The sequence below is a fragment of the Pedobacter sp. 01N310 genome, assembly GCF_056399805.1.
Genome location: NZ_JBFTSB010000006.1, coordinates 218,322 through 237,013, shown reverse-complemented (window position 1 = coordinate 237,013; position 18,692 = coordinate 218,322). Strand labels below are relative to the sequence as shown.

Annotated in this window: 15 protein-coding genes; 11 read left to right on the top strand and 4 right to left on the bottom strand. The window is 38.9% G+C overall.

The genetic code is table 11. The features are described from left to right. The first annotated feature begins 94 nt into the window (after positions 1-94). The 5 genes from AC1DNH_RS14695 to rodA all read left to right on the top strand — a co-directional run bounded on the left by AC1DNH_RS14695 (position 95) and on the right by rodA (position 5,823). Entirely contained in the window at positions 95-1,117 is a 1,023-nt protein-coding gene (locus AC1DNH_RS14695; RefSeq protein WP_010601761.1) for a rod shape-determining protein, read from the top strand. A gap of 85 nt (positions 1,118-1,202) precedes the next feature. Further along, on the top strand, positions 1,203-2,042 hold the full coding sequence (mreC, locus tag AC1DNH_RS14690) for a rod shape-determining protein MreC (RefSeq protein WP_477610390.1): 840 nt from the start codon (positions 1,203-1,205) through the stop codon (positions 2,040-2,042). Continuing rightward, positions 2,035-2,550 (top strand): hypothetical protein, encoded by a 516-nt coding sequence (locus AC1DNH_RS14685; RefSeq protein WP_029277298.1) that lies wholly within the window; start codon positions 2,035-2,037, stop codon positions 2,548-2,550. Before mreC ends, AC1DNH_RS14685 begins: the two co-directional genes overlap by 8 nt. Then, positions 2,550-4,559 carry a penicillin-binding protein 2 gene (mrdA, locus tag AC1DNH_RS14680; protein WP_477625470.1) on the top strand — a complete coding sequence of 670 codons (2,010 nt, stop codon included), beginning with the start codon at positions 2,550-2,552 and terminating at the stop codon, positions 4,557-4,559. Before AC1DNH_RS14685 ends, mrdA begins: the two co-directional genes overlap by 1 nt. A 1-nt stretch (position 4,560) precedes the next feature. Beyond that, positions 4,561-5,823, top strand: coding sequence for a rod shape-determining protein RodA (gene rodA / locus AC1DNH_RS14675; RefSeq protein WP_477579450.1), 1,263 nt, complete (start codon positions 4,561-4,563; stop codon positions 5,821-5,823). 784 nt (positions 5,824-6,607) lie between these two features. Here the strand turns inward: rodA and AC1DNH_RS14670 are convergent. After that, entirely contained in the window at positions 6,608-7,798 is a 1,191-nt protein-coding gene (locus tag AC1DNH_RS14670; protein ID WP_477579451.1) for a hypothetical protein, read from the bottom strand. 199 nt (positions 7,799-7,997) lie between these two features. On the opposite strand from AC1DNH_RS14670, the gene AC1DNH_RS14665 reads away from it, so the two are divergent. The 6 genes from AC1DNH_RS14665 to AC1DNH_RS14640 all read left to right on the top strand — a co-directional run bounded on the left by AC1DNH_RS14665 (position 7,998) and on the right by AC1DNH_RS14640 (position 12,145). After that, positions 7,998-8,456, top strand: coding sequence for a hypothetical protein (locus AC1DNH_RS14665; RefSeq protein WP_477579453.1), 459 nt, complete (start codon positions 7,998-8,000; stop codon positions 8,454-8,456). A gap of 1 nt (position 8,457) precedes the next feature. Then, positions 8,458-8,865, top strand: a complete 408-nt coding sequence (locus AC1DNH_RS14660) for a hypothetical protein (protein WP_477579454.1) — start codon at positions 8,458-8,460, stop codon at positions 8,863-8,865. A gap of 167 nt (positions 8,866-9,032) precedes the next feature. Beyond that, positions 9,033-9,614: a thymidine kinase gene (locus AC1DNH_RS14655; RefSeq protein ID WP_057932507.1), complete on the top strand. Its 582-nt coding sequence runs from the start codon at positions 9,033-9,035 to the stop codon at positions 9,612-9,614. A gap of 48 nt (positions 9,615-9,662) precedes the next feature. Next, positions 9,663-10,268 (top strand): Crp/Fnr family transcriptional regulator, encoded by a 606-nt coding sequence (locus AC1DNH_RS14650; protein WP_477608746.1) that lies wholly within the window; start codon positions 9,663-9,665, stop codon positions 10,266-10,268. A 75-nt stretch (positions 10,269-10,343) separates the two neighbouring features. Beyond that, positions 10,344-11,276: an NAD-dependent epimerase/dehydratase family protein gene (locus AC1DNH_RS14645; RefSeq protein WP_477579458.1), complete on the top strand. Its 933-nt coding sequence runs from the start codon at positions 10,344-10,346 to the stop codon at positions 11,274-11,276. 47 nt (positions 11,277-11,323) lie between these two features. Further along, positions 11,324-12,145, top strand: a complete 822-nt coding sequence (locus tag AC1DNH_RS14640) for an SDR family oxidoreductase (protein WP_477579460.1) — start codon at positions 11,324-11,326, stop codon at positions 12,143-12,145. 284 nt (positions 12,146-12,429) lie between these two features. On the opposite strand, the gene AC1DNH_RS14635 is transcribed toward AC1DNH_RS14640, so the two are convergent. From AC1DNH_RS14635 to AC1DNH_RS14625, 3 genes are all read right to left on the bottom strand, one after another. Continuing rightward, complete coding sequence (locus AC1DNH_RS14635) at positions 12,430-15,810, bottom strand: DEAD/DEAH box helicase (RefSeq protein ID WP_477579462.1); 3,381 nt, start codon at positions 15,808-15,810, stop codon at positions 12,430-12,432. A 416-nt stretch (positions 15,811-16,226) separates the two neighbouring features. Next, positions 16,227-17,258 carry a GntR family transcriptional regulator gene (locus AC1DNH_RS14630; RefSeq protein WP_131030893.1) on the bottom strand — a complete coding sequence of 344 codons (1,032 nt, stop codon included), beginning with the start codon at positions 17,256-17,258 and terminating at the stop codon, positions 16,227-16,229. Between the two features lie 43 nt (positions 17,259-17,301). Then, entirely contained in the window at positions 17,302-18,687 is a 1,386-nt protein-coding gene (locus AC1DNH_RS14625; protein ID WP_477625469.1) for an FGGY-family carbohydrate kinase, read from the bottom strand. Positions 18,688-18,692: the final 5 nt, after the last annotated feature.

The following is an 18,692-nucleotide window of genomic DNA, read 5'->3' as shown; positions in this document are numbered from 1 at the left end:
TAACTGAAGAAAATAAAACTTAAAACAATAAAAAAGCTATTTTTACATTAGGAATAGTATAGATTTGATAAAATAAAGAAAACATACCTTATACATGGGATTATTTAACTGGTTTACGCAAGAAGTTGCCATCGATTTAGGCACTGCGAATACCCTGATTATACATAACGACAAAGTAGTTGTAGATGAGCCATCTATCGTTGCTTTCGATCGTACTACAAACAAAGTCATTGCTATAGGTCGTCAGGCAATGCAAATGGAGGGTAAAACCCACGATAATATTAAAACCGTTCGTCCATTAAAAGATGGTGTTATTGCCGATTTCAACGCTGCAGAAGCGATGATTAAAGGCATGATCCGCATGCTTAATGGCGGTAAAGGATGGATGTTCCCATCTTTACGTATGGTAATCTGTATTCCATCCGGTATTACTGAAGTAGAAAAACGTGCAGTACGCGATTCAGCTGAAATTGCCGGTGCAAAAGAGGTATACTTAATTCATGAGCCAATGGCAGCTGCCGTAGGTATCGGGATTGATGTAGAAGAGCCAATGGGTAACATGATTATCGATATAGGTGGCGGTACTACAGAAATTGCGGTTATCGCTTTATCAGGTATTGTGTGCGATCAATCAATCCGCGTTGCGGGAGATAACTTCGACTCTGATATTGTAAATTACATCCGTCGCCAACACAACATTATGATTGGTGACCGTACCGCTGAGAAAATTAAAATTGAAGTTGGTGCAGCTTTACCTGAATTACAGGATGCTCCTGCTGATTTCGCAGTTCAAGGTCGCGATTTAATGACTGGTGTACCAAAACAGATCACTGTTTCTTATACCGAAATTGCCCACTGTTTAGATAAATCGATCTCTAAAATTGAAGAAGCAATTTTAAAAGCTTTAGAGATTACGCCTCCAGAGCTTTCGGCAGATATTTACCAAACTGGTATTTATTTAACCGGTGGTGGTGCATTGTTAAGAGGTTTAGATAAACGTGTAGCTGCTAAAACCAAATTACCTGTTCACGTTGCAGAAGATCCGCTTCGTGCAGTAGTTCGTGGAACCGGCATCGCCCTTAAAAACATTGGCGGATATAAATTCTTAATGCAATAACCTTGATTTGAGATATGAGATGTGAGATTTGAGACTAATTATCCAAACTCATATCTCATATCTTACATCTCATATCTCATGAGCAATGCGTAACCTTTGGATTTTCATCAGCAGATACAACGCATTTTTCTTATTTATCATTTTTTTTATCGTAGGGATTTATCTAACGGTGAAAAACAACTCCTATCAGCGTAGCGTAACTTTAAACTCAAGCAATGAGGTAGTAGGTACCGCATACGAAAGATTAAATGTTTTTAAACGATATTTAAATCTGGGTATGGTTAACGATAGCCTTGCGGCCGAAAATGCCAAGCTTAAAAGCCAGTTACTAGGATTAACTACGGTAGATACGACAAAGGATGTTAAAGTGGTAGATACGGTTACCAATCAGCAATACACTTATTTGGCTGCCAAAGTGGTTAAAAATTCGATCACTTTACGCAACAATGTAATGACGATTAATAAAGGCACTGTTGACGGCATTAAAAGTGGTATGGCCGTTATTGCGCCTCAACGCGGAGTGGTCGGCTTTATCCGTGATGTTTCGGCCCATCTGGCCACCATACAATCGCTATTGCATAAAGACACTAAAATTAGTGTAACCCTGAAAAAGAACAATGCGCTTGGGTCATTAGTTTGGGGAGATGGAAATTTCGATATTAAAAAAGCGTTTGTTAAAGAGGTGCCCAACCATATTAAAATGTATGTGGGCGATACGGTTGTAACCTCGGGTTATGCAGCATTTCCAGCCGGAATTTTAGTCGGAAAAATCAGCAAGGCCAACGTAGCCACCAATGATAATTTCTTATCAGGAGAATTAAATTTATTTACAGATTTTAGCACATTGCAATATGTATATGTGGTTAAAGATAAAAAAGCCGAAGAGCAAAAGGCTTTGGAAAGCTTAGTTAAACCGAATGAATAGTAGAATCATAATTGTAAATGTGATCAGGTGGTTTTTACTCCTTTTTGTGCAGATCTTCCTGCTCAAAAACATGGGCTTTTATGATCTTTCCACACCGTTTATCTATGTGCTGTTTTTGCTCCTGCTTCCATTCGGAATCCCCAATATTTTGTTGTACTTATTGGCTTTTGGAACAGGCTTAACACTCGATGCTTTTTACGATACCATGGGCGTACATGCTACGGCTTGCGTGGTATTGGCTTTTGTAAGGATTTCCTTTATATCGATAAGTTTAAACCGCGACGCAATTGACGACCCAGAACCATCGTTAAGTTATATGGGTTTTCAATGGTTTTCACTTTATGCTTTTCTTTGCGTTGTTGCACACCACCTGGTGCTGTTCTTTCTAGAAACATTTAGGCTAACCGAAATTGGTTACACCTTAATGAGATGCGGCTTAAGTTGTATCTTTACACTGCTTATTATTTTATTGGTAGAGTTTATATTCTATAGAAGAACACCACGCTAATGGATCAATTATTTAACCGAAAATATATCGTTCAAGGATTATTTATTGTAATCGCCCTGATTTTATTGGGGAAGTTATTTTATATCCAGATTATTAGCGACAAGGCCTTTATTTCTGCAGAAAGTAATGTATTAAAAAAGAAATTCAAGTTCCCTGCACGTGGTGCTATTCTAGACCGGAACATGAAGGTTATTGTACAGAACGAACCTGTTTACGATTTAATGGTTATTCCCAACGAAGTAAAGGAATTTGACACGGTTACCTTAGCTGCAGCACTCGAGATTTCGGTAGCGGACGCACGCAAATTTATGCGTAAGGCCAAGGCTAAATCCAACTATCAGGCCACACCTTTTGTTAAACAGATTTCAGTTCAGAGCTATGCTCGTTTACAGGAAATTATGTACCGTTTTCCGGGTTTTTCAACTCAGGACCGCACCATACGCCATTATCCCGATAGTGTTGGAGGACAGTTATTTGGTTATGTAAAAGAGGTAGACAGTGCCGATATTGCCAAATCTGAAGGCTTTTACAAGCCAGGCGATTATAAGGGAAAAAGTGGTCTGGAAAAATCATACGAAGAAGTTTTAAGGGGAGAAAAGGGCGTTGTAAATACAATTTATGACGTGCACAATACCCCCCAAGGCAGTTATGCTGATGGAAAGTATGATATCAATGCAGTTTCGGGCGAGCGACTAATTTCGGGCATTGATATGAGGATTCAGAAACTGGGTGAAGAGCTGATGATGAACAAGGTTGGGGCAATTGTAGCGATTGAGCCTGCTACCGGGGAAATTCTTTCACTGGTAAGTAGTCCGGGCTATGATCCAAATCTTTTGGTTGGCAGAAATCAAGGGAACAATTACATGGAATTTATTGTGGGCAATCCATACCGCCCATCTTTAGTAAGACCAATAATGGGTTACTATCCCCCTGGGTCATCGTTTAAGCCTGTTGATGCGCTAATTGGACTACAAGAAGGCGTAATAGATCCCAATACCACATTCTTTTGTCCGCACTATTATCAGGCTGGAAATAGAAAAATTAAATGCGAACACTTTGATGGCTCAATTTCTTTACGAAGAGGCATAGCCCGTTCCTGTAATACTTACTTTTGTTATGTTTTTCAAAAGTTAATTACCAAAAACGGGATGAAAAACCAAAGACAAACCTATCAGGAATGGCGCGATAAAGTGGCTAAATTTGGTTTCGGATCAAAGCTCGACATTGATATGCCTTATGAAAGAAAGGGCTATTTTTATACCGCAGACCATTACGATAAAATTTATGGTAAAAGATGGGGTTATACCAACGTAATTTCACAGGCTATTGGCCAGGGTGAGATTACCGCTACCCCATTACAAATGGCAAATGCCATGGCTATTATTGCTAACCGTGGTTATTACATTAAACCGCACTTAATTAAAGGTATAGGCGATAAAAATCTGGTTAAAAAAGAATATGTAGTTAAAAATTATGTAGGTGTAGATGCCAGACATTTCGAATCCGTAATTGATGGTATGCAGGATGCCGTAAACACCAGCTGGGGAACGGCCATACTGTCACGGATTCCTGATATAGTACTTTGTGGAAAAACAGGAACGGTACAAAACCCGCACGGAAAAAACCACTCTGTGTTTATAGGTTTTGCCCCAAGAGATAATCCGAAAATTGCTATTGCAGTAATTGTCGAAAATGCGGGTTTTGGCAGTACCTATGCAGCGCCGATAGCCAGTTATATGATCGAAAAATACCTGAAAGGTAGTGTTAGCGGTGGAAGAGCTGCTCAGGTAGAGTGGATGAAGAATCAAAACCTGCTTCCTTTATTAATCGACAAAACAAAAAAGATCAAATTAACGAAGGCAGATAGTCTGTTGCTTAAAAAAGCAGATTCAACCAAAAGGATAAAAGATAGTTTGAGAATTAAATCGGCAACGATAAAACAGACGGTTACTACAAAACCTAAAGAATTAAAATCAGTAATCATCGATAAACCTGTAATCCAGAAATAAAATGCAGCAGCAACAGGGAAACCGTTTTTTCTTTAATGTAGATTGGATTACTGTTTTAATCTATATCGCCTTATGCGCTATTGGTTTCATCAATATTTATGCTTCCGTTCCACCAGAACACACAGCGGTGTTTGGCTTTAGCACGCTTTACGGCAAACAGCTAATTTACATCATCACTGGTTTAATTTTAGGCTTATCTATCTTATTGTTTGATGGAAGGCTTTTCAATGTCTTCTCGCCTTTTATTTATGGCGGCACACTGCTGTTGTTAATGGCCGTATTGGTAATCGGGAACAAAGTGGCGGGGAACCAGGCATGGATTGCAATAGGATCCTTTAAACTTCAACCTGCCGAATTTGCAAAGTTTGGCACAGCCTTGCTTTTGGCGAGATATGTAGGGGCATTTAACCCCAAATTCCGGGATGTTAAATCAATTATGATTGCAGGATTAATCGTGGGTGCACCGCTATTGTTAATTATGCTTCAGCCCGATACGGGTTCGGCATTGGTGTTTCTTGCATTTATGTTTCCATTATACCGTGAAGGTTTATCAGGTTATTTTCTATTGATATTTTTGGGAATGATTGTGCTCTTTATTGCCGATTTTCTGGTCCCTACCTATATCTTAATCATCATTATTACCACAATTGCTGGCCTTTTCATTTACAACAACAGAAGAAAACAAAAAATAATCTTCTCTACTGTTTTGGTAACCGTTTTCGCTATTGGCTATCTGTTTTTAATAAAAATTGCCTACGAAAAAGTTTTAGCTCCCCACCAACGTAGCCGTATCGAATTAATGTTAGGGCTTAAAACTGACAATAAAGGTGCGGGTTATAATGTAATTCAATCGCAGATTGCCATAGGCTCAGGGCAGGCAACCGGCCGTGGATTTTTACAGGGCACACAAACTAAATATGGTTATGTACCAGAGCAGAGTACCGATTTCATCTTCTCTACCATCGGCGAAGAATGGGGATTTATGGGCTGTTCTGTAGTGATAGGTTTGTATATGTTCCTTCTACTCCGATTGGTTAATTTAGCAGAAAGGCAACGATCTACATTCTCCAGGGTATATGGTTATAGCGTAGCCTGTATCCTCTTTTTCCACGTTTTTATCAATATCGGGATGACGATTGGTATTATTCCCGTAATTGGGATTCCCCTACCCTTAATTAGTTATGGTGGTTCGTCGTTATGGAGTTTTACAATCTTACTGTTCATCTTTTTAAAGCTGGACTCTAACCGGATGGGATTTATTTAGTCTTAAGTCGGGAGTCCTTAGTCTGGAGTCGATATATTAAAAGGAATTCGTCATTCCAAAGCAAAAGCAATCTTAAGGTTAGGTTAAGGCCGAAAATCTATTTACTGGAAAGCAAAAGTTCTTCTAAAATCAATGCGTATTCCCGCTAACCGCTTTACTTCTCCCGATAAAACCTGTGAAACAAGCAAGCATACCAAAAAACAATAAACAGCAATGCTTAAATCGGGCTTCGTGTTCGCTTTTATCGGGTTTAGGCGGGCAGTTCTGTCCTACCGGTTTGCGTTAATAAACCCAACTTAACGGAAATCCTTTTTGGAAAAATCATATTTTCCATTAAAGGTAAATTTACAAAAAGATTGAAGTGGTGGGACTACAGCACCAATGAAATGCTGAACAATCATTTCCTAATGATTTACAAAATTGGGATGGTTCATTTATAATCAGGCCAGAGTTGATATGCGTCATCCTGAGTCTTCAGCTTTTTAGAAAAACATTAGAGTGCCGAGAACAGGCTGTGAGGTCTCGTCATGTCGACCTTAGTGTTATAAAGGAATCCTTTGGAGGAGAGATCTTTAAAATTGTTCAAAGATTTCTCTCCCGAATGTTCGGGACTGCGCTCCAGTCGAAATGACGACTGATTTTAGAACTCTGTAATTGGTAATGTATTTTTCAGGGCCTAATGGATACTGACCTGTAGCGAAGCGGAAAGCTACGCAGTAAAACAAGTTCAGTATGACGATGCGCGGTGTAAGACCAGGCGCTAAACGCCTTACGCTTATCGCTTCTACCTACTAAACCTTCGGTTCAACAACTCGTAAAACTGATCAACTGTAGCCTGTTTATTGGCCCAGTTATTTTTCGCCGCATAATTATTCTGCAGGTAGCTATCTGCCGCTTCGAAACTGCTCATCTTATTTATGATATCAATTACTTCCGAATAGGCCAGATTATACCCATTAAAAAGATCCTTGATAAAAAGTAACTTTTCGTTCAAACTAATCGCCTGCTTTAAATCGGCAATAGGTGCTTTAACAGGCTCATCACTTTTACCATTTGTTTTGGCAAGCAGATCATTTAAACTTGGTGCAGGTTTAGCCGCCTCAGGCTGTGGAGATGGTTTTACCGGAACTGCTTCAGGCCTAAACAAGGGGCGCTCCTGTTCAACAGGCGGCGAAATAATGGGATCATCCAGTTTCACATCTTTCAGTGCCTCAATAGGCTCACTTGGCACAGCAACCGGTTCTACTTCTTTAACAACTGCAACAGGTTCTTCTTCGGCAATTACTAAAGGTTCTTCCTCCTCTTCCTGTGGAATTAAAAAAGGTTCAGGGCCAATTTCATCTTCTTCAGTTGGTGTAGGCTCTTCCTGAACAGATAAAGTTTCTTCCTTTTCGTGAATTATCTTTTTACGTGCTAAAATTTCAGCTTCTTCTTTGCTTAAAGGGCGATCGAAAATTTCTTCAACAGATTTCGCTTCATAATCGAACTGGTCGTTTTCATCGTGTGTACCCAATACAAATTCAAAAGTATGATCATCCTGGTCTGGCTTAAAGAAATCTTTATTCAAAAGCGATGCAGCTTTTTCTTCTTCAATAATTTCATCATCCAGCACTTCCTGTTCGGGCTTCACATCCACACGTTCTTCCTCTTCCTGAGCAGTAGCAACTTCTTCCAGTTCCTGCGGATCGAAACACTCATCATCTTCTACATAACTTTTTTCAACTTCGGGCAGTATAATGGTATTTTGTTCGGCCAACAAAGCATGATTTCCAGGTTCAGCAGGCTTATCTTCTACTATGGTGTTTAATTTTTTGACGACATTCACATGATCGGAAAGAAAATGGGCATTGGCCAGAAAAAGCTCCAGCTCCAAATCGTTTAATTGCTGAGGATTTTGAGCTAAAAACTGATATTGCTCATTTAATTCTGTTAAAATGCTGCCGATCTTTCTGAAAATATCCTGTTGGTTCATCATAAAATTAAAACGAATTTTTAGTCGATTTATGTTGGTAACTATGTGTTCAAAAATAACACATAATTCTCATTTAATTTCATTCGGTAATATTATAAAAAGCATACTTAAGTAGTTCTGTTATTATAACAGAAAATTTATAAAGAATGTTTAAGTACTTAGTCACCGATTCAATATATGATCAAATCATTATATTAGTAATATGAAATTTAAATACGCCCTCATCGTTTCAAGCTTAATTTTGGTCACTTCCTGCTCGGACACTAAACAAAAGACCTTGCCTAGCCTGACAATCCTTCAAGAAACACTAAACTTAAAGTCAGAGTTAAAAACGTCATACTTCAAAAAATTAGGTTACGAATTTAAAAAAGGTGACTCTATTAGCTTAACCTATAAACATATCGATCAAAATGATACAAGCTCATATCGCATAGCCGATCTGTCTACCTCTAAGGTATGTATATATACGACTAATAATAGAAGTGAATTAAAGTCCATTGTTAAGGAGGCAAAATCAAAGGGCTTCGTTCAAGAGATAAAGGAAAAAGGCATAACCGGCTACAGGAGTAACAGCCAAATTCTTTTTGTTACTGACACCGTTAAGCAGGGAAAAAAGATTTTTAGTTTGAATTTGATGCAATTGGGAATTAAAAAACTGTAAGATGAATTGGGAAACTATTTCGGGAATGTGTGCGGTAATTGGAATTGGGTATGCCATTTATCAATTTAATTTTTTGCCTACGAAAGAATTACATGAATCTAAGTTGGCCTTAGCTGCACAATTCGGTACATCCCAAAAGCTAATAAGATCATTAATTGCGGAGCTAAAAGACTATTCATTGGTTCATGGCGATTTAGAAATATTTAGTGATGGTTTAACAATTGGTGGGTATATCAAATATTTAGAAGATATGGAAATCAACAACTTATCTGATGAAACATTTGACAAAATAAATGATACAGATTTGAATAAAGATACGATAGCTGCAATGTCGAATTCTTTACATGCTCAAATACACAGTTTTAATAAATCTATAGCTTTTTTTCAGACTAAATTCAAGTATAAATAAAAATATCCCTAAAGATTCCTTCATTAAAACATAAGCAATATTAATTCAATCATATTTAAATACTTAATTATCATGTTGGTAACTTAGTAGCCAAAAATCATGCAATATTCTCATATTTGTTCGGTTTAAAAATTATAGAACAGACATAGGGGAATAAAAAAAGAGGCATGTTATTTAGCGAACAAAATTTTAGAAGAAGGGGCGAATTTTCGGGAAGTATAGAGGTGGTATGTGGCTCTATGTTTTCTGGTAAAACGGAAGAACTGATCCGCAGATTAAAAAGAGCCCAGATTGCTAAACTGAATGTCGAAATTTTTAAACCCCGTACCGATACCCGCTACCATGAAACTGCTGTGGTTTCGCACGATTTGAACTCCATAAACTCTACCCCTGTTGATAGCGCTTCGGCCATTTTACTACTTGGCACCAATACACAGGTGGTTGGTATAGATGAAGCGCAGTTTTTTGATGATGAGCTGCCTGACGTTTGCAATAAACTCGCCCTTAAAGGTATACGGGTTATTGTTGCTGGCCTGGATATGGATTTTACGGGCAAACCCTTTGGGCCCATGCCTGCTTTAATGGCCATTGCCGAACATGTTACCAAAGTAAATGCCGTTTGTGTTTGCTGTGGAAACCCAGCCCTATACAGTTACCGTACAGTTGCTGATGAAGCGACCGTACTACTAGGCGAAAAGGAAAGTTATGAGCCACGTTGCAGAGCGTGTTATAATCTGGACAAAGGATAACACCATTCTTGATTAATCTGTACCTTTAAGTTGCACTTAATTATTGATATGGATAAACAATTTAAAATCAATGCTTTTAGAACCGGTTTAGCAAAATTCGTAACTTTTGAAGAAAGCGAATGGGAAATCTTAACTCAGCACCTCAGTTTTTCTACCCTAAAGAAAAAGGAACATTTTGTAGTTGAAGGGAAAGTATGCGATTATATTGCCTTTATTATTCAGGGTGCTGTAAGGCATTATCATGTTAAAGACGGACAAGAAATTACTGGTTATTTTTGTTTTGAAAATGAGCTGGTAAGTGCCTATAAAAGCTTTGTAAAAAGAGTACCGAGTACAAACTTTATTCAGGCCCTGGAGGAAACCCAACTTGTTCTTATTGCTTACGCCGATCTTCAGAAAATGTTAAACCACCCCGTGCTGGGGCTGAAAATGGAACGGTTTGGCCGTCTGGTTGCTGAATATTACATCTGCTGTTTTGAAGACCGCCTTAATGCTTTTGTTATCCAAAGCCCCGAAGAGCGTTATACTGCGCTTGAAAAAACTGCAAAAGATATTTTCCAGCGTGTTCCACAACACTATATCGCCAATTTTTTAGGTATTACCCCTGTTTCACTCTCGCGTATCCGTAAACGTACACTCATTTTAAAGGATTAAATTTAAACCTTATCTTTTGTTAACGTTTTCATCGTTCCATACGGCATAACTTTGAACTAATTAAAAAACGAAGATATGCACACTATACTTGGCGCCGGCGGACCAACAGCAAACGCACTGACCAGAGAATTAAGCAATACTAACGAAACCATTAGATTGGTTAGCCGAAAACCAATTTCTACAAGCAACCCGAATGCAAGCTGGGTTAAGGCCGATTTATTAAATGAAGCTGACCTTTTCGCAGCAGCCGAAGGTTCGAAAGTAATATACCTCTGCGCCGGTTTGGTTTACGATGCCAAAGTATGGCAAGAACAATGGCCGGTTATTATTCAGAATGTAATTAACTTAACTAAACGTACAGGCGCAAGGCTGATATTTTTTGATAATGTTTATATGTATGGCCTGATAAATGGCCCAATGACAGAAGATACGCCTTACCATCCCTGTAGCTTAAAAGGAGAAGTAAGGGCAAAGGTAGCCGAACAATTAATGAGCGAATCGAAAGCGGGTAAAATAAATGTAACCATTGCCCGTGCTGCAGATTTTTACGGAGCAGATTCGATGAACAGCTTTTTTGACATGATGGTACTCGATAAGTTTGCCAAGAAAAACAAAGCTCAATGGATAGGAGACCCAAATAGACTACACAGTTTTACTTACATTGAAGATGCTGGAAAAGCTTTATTTCTGTTAGGCCAAACACCCGATTCTGGCAACCAGATATGGCACCTGCCAACCGCGGCTCCCTTAAAAGGGAAAGCTTTTATAGAAATGGCTGCAAAAATTTATGAAACCAAACCTCAATATTCTACCATTAATAAACTGATGCTACGTTTAGTAGGTTTATTTAAAAAGATAGTTTCGGGTACTGTAGAAATGTACTATCAGTACGATCATGATTATCATTTCGATTCTACCAAATTTGAAAAGGCATTTAATTTCAAACCTACACCTTATTATGATGGGATTTTAAAACTATCGAAAACCATGTATAAAAAGCAGAATTGACATGAATCAGGGCAAATTATAAAGCTAACTATTTATCTTTAGCGCCAATGATTCAAGATAATACGACACATAAAAACGGCATTAAAACCATATCGGTTTTAGGCTGTGGTTGGTTCGGCTTGGCCTTAGCCAAAAAACTGATCGGGTTAAGTTATACCGTTAAGGGTTCTACCACAAGCCGGGAGAAACTAGCAATACTGCAGTCCGAAAATATCCAGCCTTTTTTAGTCAACTTTACGGCAGAAGCGGTAGTGGCCGATCCAGCTTTTTTTGAGGCCGATACCTTGTTTATCTGTATTCCGCCAAAACGCAATTCGACTGAACTTCTTGATTATCCCCAAAAGATCAATTCAATTTTGGCAGCAGCGAAAGATAAATCGAAACATGTGGTATTGATCAGTTCGACGAGTGTTTACGCTGATGAAAACAAAATAGTAAATGAAACCAGCGAGACACATCCTGATACTGATTCAGGAAGAGTCGTTTTAGCTGCAGAAATTCTATTTAAAGAACTATTTCCCGAAAACTGCACAGTGATCCGCTTTGCGGGCTTAATTGGCCCTGACCGTAACCCTGGGAGGTTTTTTGCCGGAAAAAGTAATGTACCGAATGGTTTAGCTCCCGTAAACTTGATTCACCAAACAGATGCTGTAGGGATTGCGGTCAAGCTTTTGGAAAAACAGGCATTCGGCAGAACTTACAATGCCTGCTCACCAAACCATCCTGCAAAAATGGATTTCTATATTAATGCAGCCAAAACCACAGGGCTTGCCGAACCTGATTTTATTGCAGAAAAGAAAGATTGGAAAATTGTGGAAAGTGTTAATGTACCGGAATTTTTGAGTTATACGTTTGAGGTTGGGATTTAGAAATCTCGTCTCACGTTCGTCACCCTGAATTTATTTCAGGGTCTATTTTGCAAGAAAGATGCTGATCCCGAATGTTCGGGACAACATGACGATCGCGTAAGTTAAAGAGGCTAAAAATTATGACCATGAATAAATAGTAATCGAATTAAGGTCGATAGATTTCTCGGCTATGTTGCACTCCGCTCGAAATGACGATCAAATAAGGCACATTGGTGCCTCCACGAACCAAAACTAGATTCATCAGCATGGTCCTTCGACAGGCTCAGGATGACAACATGGATGATTTAACTCAACAAGCCCAATAATTCTTTCTTGGTCAAATTCTTGAATAAACTTCCATCCGTCTGGATCAGATCCTTAACCAGGTCTTTTTTAGTGGCCTGAAGTTTCATAATTTTCTCTTCAATAGTATCAGGGCAGATTAAACGCACAGCCATTACATTTTTATGCTGGCCGATCCGATAGGCCCGATCTATGGCCTGGTTTTCTACAGCAGGGTTCCACCATGGGTCAACCAGATAAACATAATCAGCTTCGGTAAGGTTCAATCCGGTACCACCAGCCTTTAAACTGATCAGGAAGACCGGAATATCTGCGTTTTGTTGAAATGAGCTAACTACTTCGGCTCTTTTACGGGTTTGCCCAGTAAGGTATTCGTATTTAATGCCACGTTTTTCCAATTGTTTTTTAATCAGATCGAGCATGGTTACAAACTGAGAAAAAACAAGGATTTTATGCTTTCCGGCCTTGCTCTCAATCTGCTCCATCAGCACATCAATTTTTGATGAAGCCTGTAAATACGATTTCCCATCTGCCAATAATGCGGCCGAATTGCAGATCTGCCTTAAAGTGGTAATACTTTTCAGCACATGCATCGAACTTTTAGGCAGCTCATCTTCCTGTTTACCCAGAATAAAATCTTGAATTTCCTTTTTGTTCGCTTCGTACACTTCGCGCTGCTCTGCTCCCATTTCGCAATAGAGTACAATTTCTGTTTTATCGGGAAGTTCTTTCGCCACCTGTTCTTTGGTCCTGCGGAGAATAAAAGGTCTTATTTTTTGCTGAAGTTCCTCTGCCCTTCTGCTATCCTTAAACTGATCGATCGGGGTTGAATATAAATCGGCAAACTGCTGTTTACTGCCAAACAAACCCGGACAAGCGAATGACAGCTGGCCATATAAATCAAAAGTATTGTTCTCAATCGGCGTTCCTGTCATGGTTACTTTATTCCTCGATTGCAGCATCCGAACAGCTTTATAACGCTGCGAATCTGGATTTTTGATCAGCTGCGATTCATCTAAAAAGATATAGTTAAAGCGATAATCCTTTAAGAAACGGATATCAGAAAGCAGCGTTCCGTAAGAGGTTAAAATGATTTCGTAATCATCGAAAGTATCAGTGGTTTTAGTCCTTTCGCCAGCATAAATGGTTTTTACCTTTATAGACGGGGCAAATTTCTCCACTTCGGCCTTCCAGTTAAATATTAACGAAGCCGGAACAACCACAAGATTTGTATTGTGTTTTACTTTTTCGCGCTGCGATAAAATGAAAGCCAAAACCTGAATGGTTTTACCCAGCCCCATATCATCTGCCAGACAAGAACCGAAATTAAAGTCATCCAAAAAGTTGAGCCAGTTTAAACCGTCTTTCTGGTAATGACGTAGCGTTGCTGTTAAACCTTTTGGCACCTCTACCTCTTGAATCGAATCCGTTCCTTCGAATTTTTGCTTATAAAGTTTCAATTCATTCTGCACATCACCATCCAATAAAGCATCTTCATAAAGCTCGTTTATCGAAGCAAACTTAATTTTTGGTGTAAGAATGGCATCTTCAGTTACTTCACCGGCACTAAAATAAGCAGCGAATTTTTCGATCCACTCATGCGGTAGTATGCCTTGGGTTCCATCATCAAGCGTTACAAACTTACTTTTGTTCCTGATCGACTTATGCAGATGCTTGAGCGCAACCTGTTGTTTGCCAAACTTCACTTTTACTTTGGTTTCGAACCAGTCTGTTCCACTTAAAACCTCGATATTAATTTTAGCCTGAAATTCGCTCAGTTTATTGTTTTTAAGCTGATTAAAACCTAAAATATGAATGCCTTTATTGCGCCATACCTCAAAAGCTTCGAGAAACCAGGCTTCTTCAAGAAACCGTTTGCGGTGCAGGTAAAAAGAATCGTTGGTTTCCTGATCGTAGAAATAAGGATGCTGTTTCAACACGTTTCCAATAAACTGAAGTTCAGCATTTTCGTCACGGTGTAAGGTAAAAAGGTTACCCAGTTTATCCTGCGCCTGGATCTGTTTTTTAGACAGCACAGGTATTTCCAGGTTCCCATATCGCATTACCGGCGTGAGGAGAATATAATCTTCTGATTCTGACAGGTAGATCAATTGTTCATTTTCGAGATCAAAACCTTTTTCTTCGATCTGGCTTTTGGTAGCCGGTTTTAAATAAGAATAATCTACGTGAATACTTCCCTCTAAAGGTACCAAAATAACCTTCTGAAACTCAGGATATTTTGTTTTGTGCAGGATTAATCTGTTGCTCTGCTTTTTAAAAAACCCGATTACGCGTAGAAAATCCAATCTGCCAATTAAATAAAGTTGATTCTTAAGTTTAACAAAATACTGGTGTACCAATACCAGGTTATCCAACTCGTAAGATTTTCCTTCGATAATTAACCGTCCGGTAATTTCGTAATAATCATCGCGTTGATTTACAGAAAGACGCAGATCTACTTCTAATAAATGTACATCAACTGCTGTAATGGTCGACGCTTGAATAGCGACAGATTGCTTACTATCCTGCAGGTAAAAAGGGATCTGCTCAGGATTTTTAACGATCGCTTTTAAAGCTTCAATTTCTGCCTCACTTTGATCGCTATTGTAATTCTGTTGAAAAGTGGTAATGCCGCTATAAAACTTTACCTGATTGTTATCATTTGTTTTAAAAAGCAAATCAGCCGGATTGATTCCTTTTATCGGGTTTTTAACCTTACCACTTTTAGTGGTTTCGGCCTCGAATAATTCTACCGTTAAATTGTTGTAATAGCGGTGTTGCCCAAAAACAAGGATCATTTTACCCCGATCGTTTTTAGCCTGTACTTTGGTTTTGGTTGCCGGTAGTAAAAGTTCCTGTAAATTTTGCTGAGCTTCTTTATTGAATGCCTGGAGAGCATCCATCTTTGGGCGGACATCTACCTGACCATTTTCGTAGCGGAGATTAAACAGAAGATCAAGATTCTCTTCTTTTTCCAATCCGTAATCGAGTGCAATTTTGGCAAGCTTTTGCTTCCGTAAGTTGCTGTCGAAAAAAATGAGCAGATCCTGACGTTGAAGGATATTGTACAAAACCCTTGCCTGATGCTCACACAATTTATGCTTCGGCGTGGCGCAACGACAAGAAAGTTTTACGGAGTTTGAGTGCTGCTGTACCTGAACAATTGGGAAGGGCAATCCAGAGGCCTCATCGCTAAAGGCTGCAAAATCGATTTCAATCTGTTCAGGGTAAAGCTGGTAAAAGCCCTTAACATCAGTATGGATCAATCCGCTCAAATGTTTGAGGATAACAATCTGGCTCAGATTTTTCAGGTTAAAATCCGTCAAAATATAATCGTAAGGATTTTGTTCTGATACTAGATGCGCGGTTACCTGTTCACTCATTTAAACTAAAATAGCTAAGTGATAAAAGTAATCATTAATAAGTTTTAGCTAAAACCTCTTTTTAGGTTTTTATGCACAATTAATCAAGAGAATTGTCATTTCGAGGGAAAATTTATTCCATAAAAACCAATATAAATGACAGTGCGATTTTAGCGAATTAATAGGCAGCGAGGAGTCGTCATTGCGAGAAGGCTTTTTCAGCCGACGAAGCAATCTTACAACGATCGCTACTAGCGTGAGCATTAAGATTGCTTCGTTCCTCGCAATGACGACCCTTTTTATTTAAATTTGTAGATGGTAATGGGGTGCAACGCAGTCGAGAACCCGAAGGCTCTGCGAAGCAAATCTGTCAAAATAGATCTCCCTCCCGAAAGTTCGGGACTGTGCTTCAGTCGAGATGACGAACTAACCGCGTACTACAGCGATTTACGCAAGTTCAAATAAAAAGGCACTGCTATCTTTTCAGTTTTTCCGTTGAGAATAAATTCAGCGGCCTGAGCGCCCAATTCGCTAAAATCAGTCGAAATGGTGGTAATCCCATCCAAAATAATCTTTTTTAAAGGCGTTTCGTTATAAGAAATTACGCCAACATCTTTCCCGATTTTAAGTTTTTGGGCAATTAAACGCTCAATGAGTGTTACCAGGTCATCTTCCATGAGGTTAATGTATACTTCCCCAGGATTAATTTCTTCGTCTTTAATGTTATGAATTACTTTATGATCGAAAGCATATTGCTGGCAGAACCTATAAAAACCGGTTAGAATCTCGTGCGGAAAATAGCTGTTTTTTGGGAAGATAATTTTTAAGGTCCGGTAATGAGATAGCCGGTCTAAAGCCTGTTCTAAAGCCGCGTAAATATCCTGTGCAAAGTTTTCATAAGCCGCAGCATAATCGCCTGTTACTCCTGGCAACAATTTATCAAGGATAACTAGTTTTTCTTTTGGAATGGTATTGATAATTTCGTGTGCATTTTCGCCTCCTTCTAAAAAATGTGGAATAATTACAAAGTGCGAATAATCATCACGTTTGGTAACGATCATTTTTTTAAACAGTGCGAAATCATTGTTGTAGATATAAAAATCGATCGCAGCACGCTCACCCAATGTTTTTGTAAACGAATCGTAAATGATCTTTTTGTGCGTACTGAGTTTATTAAAAAGCAGACAAACTTTTAGTTTACGTGAGAAATCGGTATTGATGATGAAATAACCCTTACCCGGTACAGAATCTACTACCCCAAGTTTCCGGAGGTTGCGGTAACCTTTTTCAGCGGTATCTCTCGACATTTCCAAACTGAAGCTCAGTTCATTGATAGACGGCAATAAACTATTTTTCAGAAGTTTACCACTTTCAATTGCGGCCAAAATAGCATTGGTTAACTGCTTGTATTTTGGCGTCGACGAATACTCGTCGACGTTAATGTAGGGGATTAAATCTTCTGGTTTCAAAATGGTTATATTGATATAGGAAATTCCTAATATAAGGAAATTCCTAAAAATCTAGTGTACGTTGTATAGCAGAATAGTATTTTAACTGGATCATATCCGTTGGTGCAGGGTTTTCGTTCCAGGCATCATTTATTGCTAAGGCCGTTCCTATCGCCGTAGCCTGCGAAACCGAAGAGGCATAAACCTCAATATCTGGAATAGAAGTAGCCAAAAGATGCATATAAATTGCATTTTTACCGAAACCACCATCTACAAAAATTCTTTTCACACCTGCATTTAAAATCAGCTTTAACGAGTAAATCTGCTGTTTGATCAGATCAAAAATTAATTGGTGATAGGCTTCTTCTGCCGTTTGAAAGAGGTTCAGATCACGCTCCGGGAAAGCAGAATTTGCTGAAAAGCCCTGTTGCTCCTGTTGGTTTTCAGGGATTTTATTGGCCAGTTTCAAAATCATTGAAGGATTAAACTTCAAATGTTTAAACAGATAGGCGGCACGATCGAAATGTTCTGCTATACGCTTAAGCTGTACCTCGTGCTCATAACCAGCAAAAATACGTGAAGCCTTTACCGCTTTGCCTTTAAAGTGCATGTAACACAGGCAATCCTGTTTAAGTTCTTCGGCAGTTAAAGGTTCCTGGTTGAAAGGGTTTAAACTGATACACCAGGTTCCTGTTGAAATGAGCACAAACGGTGTATTAAAATTGGCCAGATAGGGAATCAGTGCTGCAGAACTATCGTGCAAACCTACACCAACCTTTACACTGCTCCCTTCGAAATCAGTTTTCAGGCTGGAATCTGCAGGGGTAAATGCACCAAATTTCTCATCGATTTTTTCGGTAGTAACCCAGTTATGGTATTCACTTTTATTGAAATCCCAAAGCTGGGTGTGGCAGCCTATGCTGGTAATATCAGCCACGGCCTTACCCGTAATTAAATAACTTAAATATTGAGGCAGGTGTAAAGCCCACTTCACTTTTTTAAATATTTCGGGCTTTTCGTTTTTCAGGCGATACAATTGCATTCCTGAATTTAAGCTGCCCAAGATTGGCGAGGCCGTTTCTAAGGAAATCTTCTCCTCACCTCCGTATTTTGCATAAAATGCTTTTTTAAGCTCTTCGGGGTATTCTTTTAAATAGTTATAAAGTGGTGTCAGGGGATCGCCGTTTTCATCGAGATAAACAAAACTGGCACCATAAGTAGAAAAATTTATGGCCCTAATATCGAACTCTTTTAACTGTAAAACCTGATGCAGGGAATCGTAAACTGATGAACGCAGGCTTTCGAGATTTTCGCATGGTTCGCCATCTTCATCAACTGTTTCTACAAAACGTGCAGACCGTTCGTAAACAATACTGTAGTTTTCATCAATCAGAAACAGTTTTTTATTCGTTTTCCCAACATCAAATATGGCAATAACAGGTTTAGGCATTTTCT